The sequence below is a fragment of the Kribbia dieselivorans NBRC 106261 genome (genome assembly GCF_001552435.1).
GTDB classification, from domain to species: Bacteria; Actinomycetota; Actinomycetes; order Actinomycetales; family Dermatophilaceae; genus Kribbia; species Kribbia dieselivorans.
This window is the reverse complement of record NZ_BCRE01000159.1, coordinates 1-13,677: the sequence shown is the minus strand read 5'-3', so window position 1 is coordinate 13,677 and position 13,677 is coordinate 1. Positions and strand designations below refer to the sequence as shown.

Annotated in this window: 13 protein-coding genes; all 13 read left to right on the top strand. The window is 71.6% G+C overall.

Translation table 11 applies throughout. From position 1 onward, the window contains the following. Positions 1-144 precede the first annotated feature (144 nt). The 13 genes from rpmI (at position 145) to argH (ending at position 13,626) form a co-directional block, all read left to right on the top strand. Positions 145-339, top strand: coding sequence for a 50S ribosomal protein L35 (rpmI, locus tag KD1_RS12700; protein ID WP_068402466.1), 195 nt, complete (start codon positions 145-147; stop codon positions 337-339). Between the two features lie 100 nt (positions 340-439). Continuing rightward, on the top strand, positions 440-826 hold the full coding sequence (rplT, locus tag KD1_RS12695) for a 50S ribosomal protein L20 (protein ID WP_068402464.1): 387 nt from the start codon (positions 440-442) through the stop codon (positions 824-826). Positions 827-875: 49 nt separating this feature from the next. Continuing rightward, entirely contained in the window at positions 876-1,673 is a 798-nt protein-coding gene (locus KD1_RS12690; RefSeq protein ID WP_068402462.1) for a TrmH family RNA methyltransferase, read from the top strand. A gap of 90 nt (positions 1,674-1,763) precedes the next feature. Then, complete coding sequence (gene pheS, locus KD1_RS12685) at positions 1,764-2,858, top strand: phenylalanine--tRNA ligase subunit alpha (protein WP_068402461.1); 1,095 nt, start codon at positions 1,764-1,766, stop codon at positions 2,856-2,858. Further along, the gene (pheT, locus tag KD1_RS12680; RefSeq protein WP_068402459.1) at positions 2,858-5,401 is read left to right on the top strand and encodes a phenylalanine--tRNA ligase subunit beta; all 2,544 of its coding nucleotides are present in this window, start codon (positions 2,858-2,860) and stop codon (positions 5,399-5,401) included. Before pheS ends, pheT begins: the two co-directional genes overlap by 1 nt. Then, positions 5,398-6,153 (top strand): SDR family oxidoreductase, encoded by a 756-nt coding sequence (locus KD1_RS12675; protein ID WP_068402456.1) that lies wholly within the window; start codon positions 5,398-5,400, stop codon positions 6,151-6,153. The genes pheT and KD1_RS12675 overlap by 4 nt, the downstream gene beginning before the upstream one ends. 36 nt (positions 6,154-6,189) lie before the next feature. Continuing rightward, positions 6,190-7,272: an N-acetyl-gamma-glutamyl-phosphate reductase gene (argC, locus tag KD1_RS12670; RefSeq protein ID WP_157073336.1), complete on the top strand. Its 1,083-nt coding sequence runs from the start codon at positions 6,190-6,192 to the stop codon at positions 7,270-7,272. 46 nt (positions 7,273-7,318) lie between these two features. Continuing rightward, positions 7,319-8,470 carry a bifunctional glutamate N-acetyltransferase/amino-acid acetyltransferase ArgJ gene (gene argJ / locus KD1_RS12665; protein WP_068402452.1) on the top strand — a complete coding sequence of 384 codons (1,152 nt, stop codon included), beginning with the start codon at positions 7,319-7,321 and terminating at the stop codon, positions 8,468-8,470. Then, on the top strand, positions 8,467-9,435 hold the full coding sequence (gene argB, locus KD1_RS12660; RefSeq protein ID WP_068402451.1) for an acetylglutamate kinase: 969 nt from the start codon (positions 8,467-8,469) through the stop codon (positions 9,433-9,435). Before argJ ends, argB begins: the two co-directional genes overlap by 4 nt. After that, the gene (locus KD1_RS12655) at positions 9,432-10,655 is read left to right on the top strand and encodes an acetylornithine transaminase (RefSeq protein ID WP_068402449.1); all 1,224 of its coding nucleotides are present in this window, start codon (positions 9,432-9,434) and stop codon (positions 10,653-10,655) included. The genes argB and KD1_RS12655 overlap by 4 nt, the downstream gene beginning before the upstream one ends. Then, positions 10,652-11,584 carry an ornithine carbamoyltransferase gene (argF, locus tag KD1_RS12650; RefSeq protein ID WP_068402447.1) on the top strand — a complete coding sequence of 311 codons (933 nt, stop codon included), beginning with the start codon at positions 10,652-10,654 and terminating at the stop codon, positions 11,582-11,584. The genes KD1_RS12655 and argF overlap by 4 nt, the downstream gene beginning before the upstream one ends. Before the next feature lie 4 nt (positions 11,585-11,588). After that, positions 11,589-12,086: an arginine repressor gene (locus tag KD1_RS12645; RefSeq protein ID WP_068402445.1), complete on the top strand. Its 498-nt coding sequence runs from the start codon at positions 11,589-11,591 to the stop codon at positions 12,084-12,086. 127 nt (positions 12,087-12,213) lie between these two features. Beyond that, positions 12,214-13,626 carry an argininosuccinate lyase gene (gene argH, locus KD1_RS12640; RefSeq protein WP_245627402.1) on the top strand — a complete coding sequence of 471 codons (1,413 nt, stop codon included), beginning with the start codon at positions 12,214-12,216 and terminating at the stop codon, positions 13,624-13,626. Positions 13,627-13,677 lie beyond the last annotated feature (51 nt).

The window sequence follows — 13,677 nt, the reverse complement described above, 5'->3', positions numbered from 1 at the left end:
GCCCCGCCCGCCCGCTCCCCGCGGCGGCGGCAAGACCCCTGGGCCGAAGCCACCGGCCCGCACCCCCCGGGCCGCGCAGCCGAAGTCCTCGGACTGACGCACGCCCACCGACCGCACCACCACAACCACAAGGAGATCGGCGAGATGCCGAAGAACAAGACCCACTCCGGCGCCAAGAAGCGCTTCCGGATCACCGGCTCCGGCAAGATCATGCGCCAGCGCGCCAACCACGTCCACAAGTTCCACGAGAAGACCCCGCAGCACGCGCGTCGTCTCGCGAGCGACGTCGTCCTGGCTCCGGCCGACACCAAGAGGATCAAGCGACTCCTGGGCAAGTGAGCCCGTACCGGGTCTGCGTCGCACGCAGCCCGTACCGGGTCCGCGCCCCGCGCGATGACTCGGTCCCACAGACCAACAGACACGAACAAGGAGAACTCACGTGGCACGCGTGAAGCGGGCAGTCAACGCCCAGAAGAAGCGCCGGGTCGTCCTGGAGCGCGCCAGCGGTTACCGCGGTCAGCGCAGCCGGCTCTACCGCAAGGCCAAGGAGCAGGTCACCCACTCCCTCGGCTATGCCTACCGCGACCGTCGCGCCCGCAAGGGTGACTTCCGTCGCCTCTGGATCCAGCGCATCAACGCTGCGGCCCGCGAGAACGGCATGACCTACAACCGCTTCATCCAGGGCCTCAAGCACGCCGAGGTCGAGGTCGACCGCCGCATGCTCGCCGAGCTCGCCGTCAACGACCCGGCCGCGTTCACCGCGCTCGTCGAGATCGCCAAGGCCAACGTCCCGGTCCAGGCCGACGCCGCCGAGGGCGCTGCCTGATCGGGCAGCGGACCTCAGCGCACCCCTGCACCACCACGAACGCCGGTCCATGGCCGTCCTGACCAACCCGAGATCCGATCGGGTCAAGTCGGTACGAGCCCTGGGCCGGCGTTCGGTGCGTGAACGCACCCAACGGTTCCTCGTCGAGGGTCCGCAGGGGGTACGCGAAGCGGTGCGCCACGCCGCCGGCCGAGTCGTCGACGTCTACGTCACGCCCGAGGCCGCGCAGCGGTACCCCGAGATCATCGAGACCGCGCAGGAGGCGTCGCGGTACGTCCACGAGGTCAGCGACGAGGTGCTGGCGGCCATGTCCGAGACGGACACGCCCCAGGGCATCGTCGCCGTCGTCGCCATCGCCGAGCCGACGCTGGCCGAGATCCTCGCGCGCCGGCCGAAACTGCTCGTCGTCCTGACGAACGTGCGTGACCCCGGCAACGCGGGCACGGTGATCCGTGGCGCCGACGCAGCTGGCGCCGACGCGGTCATCGTCTCGACGAACTCCGTCGACGTCCTGTCCCCGAAGGTCGTGCGCTCGACCGCCGGATCGACGTTCCACATCCCCGTCGTGACCGGACTCGACATCCCCGAGATCATCGCGGAGCTTCGCGGCGCCGGCATTCGACTGTTGGCCGCCGACGGATCGGCGACCCGCACGATCGACGAGGCCGATCTGTCCTCCGCCCACGCCTGGGTCATGGGCAACGAGGCCTGGGGGCTGGAACCCGAGGTGCGCGACGCCTGCGACGAGGTGCTCAAGGTGCCGATCCACGGGTTGGCCGAGTCGCTCAATCTCGCGATGGCCGCGACGATCTGCCTGTACGCGTCGGCGCGGGTCCAGCGGGGCTGAGCCGGTCGCGACCCGGGTCGACCGGGCCGCGTGTCCACAGGTCAACAACGCCTTCGCGACTCCACCTGCGGCGGCCATAGACTGGCGACCATGTCTGGACCCAACACGAGCTACGACCCGGTCGAGGTCGCAGCCCTGGAGCCCGAGGCGATCGAGCAGGCGGTGACCGCGGCATTGGCCGCCGTCGCCGCCGCCGCGTCGCTGGAGGAGCTCAAGAGCCTGCGCGGTGCCCACCAGGGCGACAAGTCCCCACTGGCCCTGGCCAACCGGGAGATCGGTGCGCTGCCGCCCAGCGCCAAGGCCGAGGCCGGCAAGCGGGTCGGTCAGGCACGCGGGCGGGTGGCCTCGGCGTTCACTGCACGGCAGGGCGAGCTCGAGGTCGAGCGAGACAACCGGATCCTCGTCGAGGAGGCCCTGGACGTCACCGTCCCGGTCACCCGACGACGCTCCGGCGCGCGCCACCCCATCAGCCTGGTCACCCAGCGGGTCGAGGACATCTTCGTGGCCATGGGCTGGGAGATCGCCGAGGGCCCCGAGGTCGAGGCCGAGTGGCTGAACTTCGACGCGCTCAACCTCGGGCAAGACCACCCCGCCCGGCAGATGCAGGACACCTTCTTCGTCGAGCCGGAGGGGTCGGGCCTGGTGCTGCGCACGCACACCTCACCGGTCCAGATCCGCACGATGCTCCGCGAGGACCCGCCGATCTACGTGCTCTGTCCGGGCAAGGTGTTCCGTACCGACGACCTCGACGCGACGCACACGCCCGTGTTCCACCAGTTCGAGGGCCTCGTCGTCGACGAAGGCATCACGATGGCCCACCTCAAGGGCAGCCTGGACGCGTTCGTCTCGCGCCTGTTCGGCGAGGGCATCGTCACCCGCCTGCGCCCGTCGTACTTCCCGTTCACCGAGCCCAGCGCCGAGATCGACTGCCAGTGCTGGATCTGTGGCGGCACCAACCCGTCGTGCCGCACCTGCGGCGGCACCGGCTGGATCGAGGTCGGCGGCTGCGGCATGGTCAACCGCCGCGTCCTGGCCGCCGCCGGGATCACTGACGAGAAGTACACCGGGTTCGCGTTCGGTCTGGGCATCGAACGCTCCCTCATGCTCCGCCACGGCGTCGGCGACATGCACGACATCGTCGAGGGCGACGTCCGTTTCAGCGCACAGTTCGGGATGGAGATCTGATGTACGCACCGGTCGAATGGCTGCGTGACCTGGTGCAGGTCGACCCGGCCGCCACGGGCGCCGAGATCGCCGCGCATCTCGTGCGCGTCGGCCTGGAGGAGGAGGACCTGCACGGCGGCGACGTCGTCGGACCCCTCGTCGTCGGGCGCGTCCTGGAGCGCACCCCCGAGGAGCAGAAGAACGGCAAGACGATCAACTGGTGCCAGGTCGACGTCGGCGACGCCAACGGCACCGGCGAGCCGCAGGGCATCGTGTGCGGCGCGCACAACTTCGAGCCCGGCGACCTCGTCGCGGTCATCCTTCCCGGAGGCGTGCTCGGCGGGGACTTCACCATCACCGCGCGCAAGACGTACGGTCACCTCTCCGCGGGCATGATCTGCTCGGCGCGCGAACTCGGCCTCGGCGACGACCATGACGGGATCATCGTCCTCACCGACTGGTTCGCCGGTCAGGAGGACGCGCTCGCCCAACTCACGCCGGGCACCGACCTCATCCCGCTCATGGGCCTGGACGAGGAGACCGTCGAGGTCAACGTCACGCCCGACCGCGGGTACTGCTTCTCGATGCGCGGTATCGCCCGGGAGTACGCCCTGTCGACCGGAGTGCCGTTCACGGACCCCGGCGCGGCGGACGCCCGCCCGGTGGCCGCGGCCAACGACGGCGGTCACGCGGTGCGCCTGAGCGACGGAGCGCCGATCGACGGCCGCGACGGCTGCGACCGGTACGTCGCCCGCATCGTCCGCGGGGTCGACGTCAACGCCGCCTCACCGACCTGGATGCAGTCGCGCCTGACGGCCAGCGGCATGCGCCCCATCTCGCTGGCCGTGGACGTGACGAACTACGTCATGTTGCTGCTCGGGCAGCCGCTGCACGCCTTCGACCTCGACCGCCTCAACGGCGCGATCGAGGTCCGCCGCGCCCGCGCGGGCGAGACACTGACGACCTTGGACGATGTCCAACGCACCCTGCACCCCGAGGACCTGCTCATCACCGACAACGGCGAGACCGTGCTGGCCATCGCCGGCGTCATGGGTGGGGAGTCCAGCGAGGTCACCGAGACGACGACGAACGTGCTGATCGAGGCCGCGCACTTCGATCCGACCACGGTCGCCCGCAGCGCCCGCCGCCACCGGTTGGCGACCGAGGCGTCCAAGCGCTTCGAGCGCGGCGTGGACCCGGCCGTGACCGCGGTGGCCGCGCAGCTGGCCGTCGACCTGCTCGTCGAACACGGCGGCGGTACCGTCGACGACGGTGTCACCGACGTGGGCACCCCGGCGCACCCGGTTCCGTTCGCGTTCGACACGACGTTGCCGACGCGCCTGGTCGGGCTGGAGTACCCCCGCGCGGAAGTCGTCGCGACCCTCGAGGCGGTCGGGTGCACCGTCACCGACAGCGACCCCACCGGCAACGAGGTCACCGTGTTGCCCGCCACGTGGCGCCCCGACCTCGTCGACGGCCCGGACCTCGTCGAAGAGGTCGCGCGGGTGCGTGGCTACGACGAGATCCCCTCCGCCGTGCCGCAGCACCAGGGCCACGGCCTGACCCACGGGCAGCTCGTGCGCCGGGCGGCGTCGACGACGCTGGCCCAGCACGGCCTGACCGAGGTGCTCAGCTACCCGTTCATCGGCGAGGAACTGTTCGACCGGCTCGGCTACACCGCCGACGACGAGCGCCGCCGCACGGTGCGCTTGGCGAACCCGCTCCAGGACGAGGCTCCGCTCATGCGCACCTCGCTACTCGACACCCTTCTCGACACCCTGCGCCGCAACGTCTCCCGGGGCGCCCGGGATGTCGCGCTGTTCGAGGCCGGGCTCGTCACGCGCGGCGACAACCCCACGGCCGCGCCGACGCCGCGGCTGAACGGTCGGCCCGACGACGCGACCCTCGACGCGATTCTGGACAGTGTGCCGGCCCAGCCGAACCACATCGCGTTCGCCGCCGCCGGTGAGGTCGTCTCGGCCGGTGTGGGCGTGATCCCGCGCGCCTATGACACCTACGACGTCATCGGCTGGAGCCGGGAGGTCGGTCGGGTGCTCGGGGCCGAACTGACCGTGACCGCGGCGACCCTCGCGCCGTGGCACCCGGGTCGGTGCGCCCGGATCGCCCTGCCTGACGGCACGCTCGTCGGGTACGCGGGCGAACTGCACCCGAAGGTCGTGGCCGCGCTCGACCTGCCGGCGCGCACGGTGGTCGGCGAGCTCGACCTCGACGTGCTCACCGCCGCTACCGGCGCGCCGACCCAGGCGAGGCTGCTGTCCACCTACCCGGCCGCGAACACCGACATCGCGCTCGTCGTCGACGAGTCCGTGCCGGCGGCCGAGGTCGAGGCCGCGGTGCGTTCGGGCGCCGGCGGAGACCTCGAGTCGCTGGCGCTGTTCGACATCTACCGCGGTGACCAGGTCGGCGAGGGCCGCAAGTCGTTGGCCTACCGGCTGACGTTCCGCAGCAGCGAGAAGACGCTCAAGACCTCCCAGGTCACGGCGTTGCGCGACGACGCGGTCGCGGCCGCGAAGAAGGCGACCGGAGCGACGCTGCGCGGATGAGCGAGAACCCCGGTCCGAGCACGACCCGCGCCCACGACGCTCCGGTGGCGATCATCACCGGAGCGTCGCGGGGCATCGGTGCCCATCTCGCCGACGCCCTCGAGGCGGCTGGCTGGGTCGTCGAACGCGGCTCCACCCGCGTCGCCGACGTCACCGACCGGTCGGCGGTCGAGGGGTGGATCACCGCGGTGGGGGAGCGCCACGGCGGGATCGACCTGCTCGTCAACAACGCGGGCGTCATCGACGACGAGGTGCCCCTTCCGGACTCCGACCCCGACCAGTGGTGGCGCACCCTCGAGATCAACGTCCGCGGCCCGTACCTCGTTACCCGCGCCGCGTTTCCCTGGCTGCAGGTCCGCGGGGGACGGGTCGTCAATCTCAGCTCCGGAGCGGCGTTGCGGCCCGGTGCGGTCGCGTCGGCCTACAACGTCTCCAAGACCGCGCTGGCCCGGCTGACCGGCAGCACGGTTGCCGCCGGGGTGGCGGCCTTCGACGTCTCCCCGGGCGTGGTGCGGACCGACATGACCTTGGCCATGGCCGCTCACGTGGCCAGGACCGAGTGGACGTCGCCGCAGGCGATCGTCGACCTCGTGCGGGCGATCGCGGCCGGTGAGCTCGATGCGTGGTCGGGGCGGTTCGTTCGCGCCGGGGCCGACACGGTCGAGACGATGCGGAGCGTCGAGGCGAGACTCGCCGAGGCGGAGCGGACGATCACGCTCCTCCCGTACGGCGAGGACGATCCGCTCGCGTGAGACGTGGACGCCATCGAGGATGTATAGTCATGCGTCATGGTGAATGATTTGACACAGGGTGTGACGTTGCGGGCGGCGGTGGCCGGGGCGAGCGGCTACGCCGGAGGCGAGATCCTCCGTCTGCTCGTGGGGCACCCGAACATCGAGGTCGGCGCCGTGACGGCCGCCTCGAGCGCGGGCACGCCGCTGGGAGACATTCACCCGCACCTGCACCCGTTGGCCGATCGGATCATCGAGGCCACGACGGTCGAGGTGCTGGCCGGGCATGACGTCGTCTTCCTCGCACTGCCGCACGGGCACTCCGCGGCGCTGGCCGAGCAGTTGCCCGACGACGTCACCGTCATTGACTGCGGCGCCGACTTCCGGTTGCGCCACGCCGACGACTGGACGACCTACTACGACACGCCCTACGCCGGGTCCTGGCCCTACGGCATGCCCGAACTCGCCGACCGCGCGGCGCCGTCGGGTCGGCACCGCGACGCCCTCATCGGCGCGCGGCGGATCGCCGTTCCCGGCTGTTATCCGACGTCCGTGAGCCTGGCCCTGGCGCCGGGTCTGGCGGCGCAGAACCCGGTCATCGAGGCGCAGGACATCACCATCGTCGCGGCCTCGGGCACCTCCGGGGCGGGCAAGTCGCTCAAGCCGCACCTGCTCGGCTCCGAGGTCATGGGCGCGATGTCGCCGTACGGGGTCGGTGGCGTGCACCGGCACACCCCCGAGATCGAACAGAACCTCAGCGCGGCTGCGGGCGAGCCGGTGACGGTCTCCTTCACGCCCACGCTCGCGCCGATGCCGCGCGGGATCCTCGCGACGTGCACCGCCAAGGCGGTTCCCGGGGGGACGGCCGAGCAGGTGCGTCAGGTCTGGGTCGACGCCTACGCCGACGAACCGTTCGTGCACGTGCTCCCGGCCGGACGCTGGCCGCGCACGAGCGACGTCGTGGGCAGCAACCTCGTCCACGTGCAGGTGACCCTCGACGAGCGCGTCGGGCGGGTCATCGCCGTGGCGGCGGTCGACAACCTGACCAAGGGCACGGGCGGGGCGGCCGTGCAGTGCCTCAACCTGTCGCAGGGGTGGCCCGAGACCCTCGGCCTGCCCGTTGTCGGCGTCGCCCCCTAATCTCGCACGTGATCCCAGTCCCACCTCAACCTCAGGAGCCCATGACATGAGCGTCACCGCTGCGGCCGGCTTCCGCGCGTCCGGGATCGCCGCCGGCATCAAGGCCTCCGGCGCGTCCGACCTGGCCCTCGTCGTCAACGACGGCCCCGACCACGGCGCCGCGGCCGTGTTCACGAGCAACCGGGTGCACGCCGCTCCGGTGAAGTGGTCGCGACAGGTCCTGACCGACGGCCGCGTCGACGCCGTCGTGCTCAACTCCGGTGGCGCGAATGCCTGCACGGGCGCCCAGGGCTTCCAGGACACGCACGCCACCGCGGAGAAGGTCGCCGACGCCCTGGACCTCTCGGCCGGGGATGTCGTCGTGTGCTCGACCGGTCTGATCGGTGAGTTGTTGCCGATGGACGCGCTGCTGCCCGGGGTGGACACGGCCGTCGCGGCGCTGTCCGGCGACGGTGGCGAGGCTGCGGCTCAGGCCATCATGACGACCGACTCGGTGCACAAGCAGGCGGTCGTGAGCGGCGACGGCTGGACCGTCGGGGGCATGGCCAAGGGGGCGGGCATGCTCGCGCCGTCGCTGGCCACGATGCTCGTCGTGCTGACGACCGACGCGGTGGCCGACGCGGCCACCCTGGACGCCGCGCTGCGTCGGGCGACCGCGACCACGTTCGACCGGCTCGACTCCGACGGGTGTCAGTCGACCAACGACACCGTCGTGCTGCTCGCCTCCGGAGCGTCGGGGGTGACGGTCTCGGCGGACGCGCTGGCCGAGCGCCTCACGACCGTCTGCCACGACCTGGCCCAGCAGCTGCTGCACGATGCCGAAGGCTCCTCGCACGACATCACCATCGAGATCGTGAACGCCGCGAGCGAGGCCGACGCGCTCGAGGTGGGCCGTTCCGTGGCGGGCAACAACCTCTTCAAGTGCGCCGTCTTCGGCAACGACCCGAACTGGGGCCGCGTGCTCTCGGCGGTCGGGACGACCTCCGCGGAGTTCGATGCCGACGCCCTCGACGTGTCGATCAACGGTGTCCAGGTGTGCCGCGCCGGGGGAGTGGGGGAGGACCGCTCGCTGGTCGACCTGACACCGCGCGCGGTCCACGTCCTCGTCGACCTGCACGCCGGAACGCAGACCGCGACGATCTGGACCAACGACCTGACGTACGACTACGTCAAGGAGAACTCGGAGTACTCGTCATGACGACCACGCAGCAGCAGCGCCTGCGGGCGATCGACGCCGCCGCGCTGCGGGTCGCGCAGTCGAAGGCCATCACCCTCGTCGAGGCCCTGCCGTGGCTCGAGGAGTTCCGCGGTGCCCTCGTCGTCGTCAAGTACGGCGGCAACGCCATGACCAACGATGACCTCAAGGCCGCGTTCGCGCAGGACATCGCGTTCCTCCGCTACGCCGGGCTGCGGCCGGTGGTCGTGCACGGCGGCGGCCCGCAGATCGCGTCGATGCTCGACCGGCTCGGGCTGGAGAGCGAGTTCAAGGGCGGGCTGCGGGTGACGACCCCCGAGGTCATGGAGGTCGTGCGGATGGTCCTGACCGGCCAGGTCGGCCGCGAGCTGGTCAACCGGCTCAACCACCATGGCCCGATCGCCGTGGGGATGTCCGGTGAGGACGGCGGCCTGTTCAAGGCCCGCCGCCGCGAGGCCGTCATCGACGGGCAGTCGCAGGACATCGGGCTCGTCGGCGACGTCGTCGAGGTCGACCCCTCGGCGGTCGAGGACCTGTTGGCCGCCGGGCGCATCCCGGTGGTCTCGACCGTCGCGCCGGACCTGGACGTGCCCGGTCAGGTCCTCAACGTCAACGCCGACACCGCGGCCGGTGCGCTGGCCGTCGCGCTCGGGGCCCGCAAGCTCGTCGTGCTCACCGATGTCGAGGGCATCTACGCCAACTGGCCCGATCGGGACTCCCTACTCTCGGAGATGTCGCTCTCCGATGCCCGCGAGCTCCTGGGGCGGGTCGACTCGGGCATGATCCCCAAGCTCGAGGCGTGCATCCGCGCGGTTGCCGGAGGCGTGCCCCAGGCGCACGTCGTCGACGGGCGCCAGCCGCACTCGATCCTGCTCGAGGTATTCACCAGCGAGGGCATCGGCACGATGGTCGTGCCCGACCCCGCCGACGACGACACCGATGGCGAGAACCCCGGAGGCCACGCATGACCACGACACCGACCGCGCCCGACGGCGGCGCCAGCAGCCAGCTCATCGACCGGTACCAGCACGCCGTGATGGGGGTGTTCGGCACCCCGCAGCTCGTGCTCGAGCGCGGTGAGGGGCCGTACGTGTGGGACGTCGACGGCACGCGCTACCTCGACCTGCTCGCCGGCATCGCCGTGAACTCCCTCGGTCACGGGCACCCGGCGCTCGTCGCGGCCATCCAGCAGCAGGCCGCCACGCTCATCCACATCTCGAACCTCTACACCACCCCGGCCCAGATCGAGCTCGCCGAGCGGCTGCTCCAGTTGAGCGGGGCCCCCGAAGGGTCGGCGGTGTTCCTGTGCAACAGCGGGTCCGAGGCCAACGAGACGGCGATCAAGCTGGCTCGGCGCACGGGCCGGCACGGGATCGTCGCGGCGGTCGGCGCGTTCCACGGGCGCACGACCGGGGCGGTGTCGCTGACGGCCAAGGAGGCGTACCGCGCTCCCTTCGCGCCGTTGTTGCCCGGCGTCGAGCACGTGCCCTACGGCGACATCGACGCGCTGCGAGCCGCGGTCGACGAGACCACGTCGGCGGTGTTCCTCGAACCGATCCAGGGCGAGGCCGGTGTCATCGAGGGCAGTCGCGAGTACCTGATCGCCGCCCGCGAGATCACCCGTGCCAAGGGTGCGCTCCTCATCCTCGACGAGGTGCAGACCGGCATCGGGCGTACGGGCGACTGGTTCGCCTTCCAGCGCGCCGGCGTCGTGCCCGATGCGATCACGGTCGCCAAGGGCCTGGGTGGCGGAGTCCCGATCGGTGGGCTCATCGCGTTCGGCGCCGAGTTGTCGGGGTCGCTCACCGCGGGCCAGCACGGCACGACCTTCGGCGGCAATCCGCTCGCCTGCGCCGCGGCGAACGCGGTGCTGACGACCATCGAGACGGACGGACTCCTGGCGCAGGTGACGCAGACCGGCCAGTGGTTCGCCGACGCGCTGACCGGCCTGGGCCACCCGGCGATCTCGCACGTGCGGGGTCGGGGGCTGCTCCTCGGGCTCGTGCTCACCGTGCCGGTGGCGCCGGCCCTGGCCGGGCTGGCTCGGTCGGCCGGGTTCATCGTCAACGCCCCCGGACCGGACGTGATCCGCCTCGCCCCGCCGCTGATCATCACCACCGACCACCTGCAGGAGTTCGTCGACGCCCTGCCCGCCCTGCTCGACGCCGCCACCCAGGAGACGACATGACGCTGCGCCACTTCCTACGCGACGACGACATCACGGCGAGCGAGCAGGCACAGATCCTCGACCTTGCGCTCGAGCTCAAGGCGAGCCGGCACGCGCATCAGCCGCTGGCCGGGCCGCGGGCGGTCGCGCTGATCTTCGACAAGCCGACGCTGCGCACCCAGCTGTCGTTCGCCACCGGCGTCGCCGAACTCGGTGGTTACCCGGTCACCGTCGACGGCCGCCTGGCGCAGATCGGGGAGCGCGAGTCAATCTCCGACACCGCCAAGGTCCTCGGTCGCCAGGTGCGCGCCATCGTCTGGCGTACCGCCGGGCAGGACCGGATCCAGGAGATGGCTGCGAACGCGGGTGTGCCCGTGGTCAACGCGCTCACCGACGACTTCCACCCGTGCCAGATCCTCGCCGACCTGCTGACGCTGCGCGAGCACCTGGGCGACCTGCCCGGCCAGCGGTTCACCTACCTCGGGGACGGCGCCAACAACATGGCCCACTCCTACCTCCTCGGGGGCGCACTGGCCGGCCTGCACGTGACGATCGCGACCCCGGCCAGCCACCAGCCCGACCCGGCGATCCTGGCCCGCGCGGCCGAGCTCGCGGCGGCCCAGGGCGGGTCGGTGACGGTGACCGACGACCCGGTCGCCGCGGTCGCCGGGGCCCGTGCGGTGGCGACCGACACGTGGGTGTCCATGGGCATGGAGTCCGAGAAGTCGGGTCGCACGGGGTCGGAGTCCCCGTTCGTGCCGTTCACCGTCACCGCGGAGCTCATGGCCACGGCCGCCCCCGACGCGGTGTTCCTGCACTGTCTACCCGCCTACCGCGGAGTCGAGGTCACCGCCGAGGTCATCGACGGCCCGCAGTCCGTGGTGTGGGACGAGGCGGAGAACCGCCTGCACGCGCAGAAGGCACTGCTGACCTGGCTGCTGACCCGGTGAGGGCATGACCCCGAACACCCGAGTGGCACGCCAGCGCCGCATCGTGGACCTGCTCGACCGACACGCGGTGCGGTCGCAGACCGAGTTGCTCGATCTGCTCTCCGCCGAGGGCATCGAGGTCACCCAGGCGACCCTGTCGCGTGACCTGCTCGACCTCGGGGCCGAGAAGGTTCGCGTCGGGAAGGCGTTGGTCTACGCGATCCCCGGTGGCGGGGCCGATCAACGCCCGCGGGCGGCGATCGGGGACACCGAGGTGACCGGTCGGCTCCGGCGCTTCTGCGAGGACCTGCTCGTCACGGCCGTCCCGGCCGGCAACCTCGTCGTCGTGCGTACCCCGCCCGGCGCCGCGAACTACCTCGCCTCGGCGATCGACCACGGGCGGATGGAGGTCGTGCTGGGCACCATCGCCGGGGACGACACCTTGCTCGTCGTCACCGCGACCGAGGACGACGCCACCCGGATCGCCACGTGGCTGCTCTCCCTGGCCGACACGGGGGAGTGACTGGTGACTGATACTGATGACCGCACGCCACTGATGACCGCACGCCACTGATGACCGAACGCGACTGATGACCCACCCAACCGAAGGAGACCCGGTGCCCGACAGCGAGACCACTGCGCCCACCCGCATGAGCCTGTGGGGAGGCCGGTTCGCCGGCGGACCGAGCGACGCCCTGGCGGCCCTGTCCAAGAGCACCCACTTCGACTGGCGGCTCGCGCCGTACGACCTGGCCGGATCGCGCGCGCACGCCCGGGTCCTCCACCGCGCCGGGCTGCTCGACGAACCGACGCTCGAGGCGATGCTCGCGGCGCTGGAGCAGTTGCGCGTCGACGTCGAATCGGGCGCGTACACCCCGGCCGAGGACGACGAGGACGTGCACACCGCGCTCGAGCGAGGGCTGATCGAGCGGGCCGGGGCCGACGTGGGCGGCCGCCTGCGCGCAGGCCGGTCGCGCAACGACCAGGTCGCGACGCTGTTCCGCATGTACCTGCGCGACCATGCCCGCTCGGTGTCCGCGCTCGTGCTAGACGTCGTCGCGGCGATCCTCGCGCAGTGTGAGCGCCACCCGGATGCGGCGATGCCCGGCCGCACACACCTGCAGCACGCGCAGCCGGTGCTGCTGTCGCATCACCTGCTGGCCCACGCGTGGGCGCTGCTGCGCGACGTCGAGCGGTTCGTCGACTGGGACGCGCGCACCGCGATCTCGCCGTACGGGTCGGGCGCGCTGGCCGGATCGTCGTTGGGCCTGGACCCGCAGGCCGTCGCCGCCGATCTCGGGTTCACCGACTCGGTCGAGAACTCGATCGACGGCACGGCCTCGCGTGACTTCGTCGCCGAGTTCGCCTTCGTCGCCGCCATGACCGCCGTCGACATCTCCCGTCTGGCCGAGGAGGTCGTCCTGTGGGCGACCAAGGAGTTCAGCTTCGTCACGCTCGACGATGCGTTCTCGACCGGGTCGAGCATCATGCCGCAGAAGAAGAACCCCGACGTGGCCGAGCTGGCGCGGGGCAAGGCCGGACGGCTGGTCGGTGACCTGGCCGGCCTGCTGACCACGCTCAAGGCGCTGCCGCTGGCCTACAACCGTGACCTGCAGGAGGACAAGGAGCCGGTCTTCGACGCCGTCGACACACTCGAGGTGCTGCTCCCGGCGTTCGCCGGCATGGTCGACACGCTCGTCTTCGACACCGACCGGCTGGCCTCACTCGCACCCCAGGGGTTCTCGTTGGCGACCGACATCGCCGAGTGGCTCGTGCGTGAGGGGGTCCCGTTCCGGGTGGCCCACGAGGTCGCCGGCGCGTGCGTGCGCGCCTGCGAGGAGCGCGACATCGAGCTGTGGGACCTCACCGACGACGACCTCGCCGCGATCTCCCCGCACCTGACCGCGGGCGTGCGCGACGTCCTCTCCGTCGAGGGGTCGCTCGCCTCCCGTGACGCCAAGGGCGGCACCGCCCCGGTGCGTGTGGCCGAGCAGCTCGAGCGGGCGCGGGCGCGCCACGCCGAGCTCAGTGGCTGGGCCGAGCGGATGCCGACGGTGCGGTGATGACCAGCCCGCGCAGCGGCGCCGGTACGGGTGGGCGGCAGGAGCCGCCCG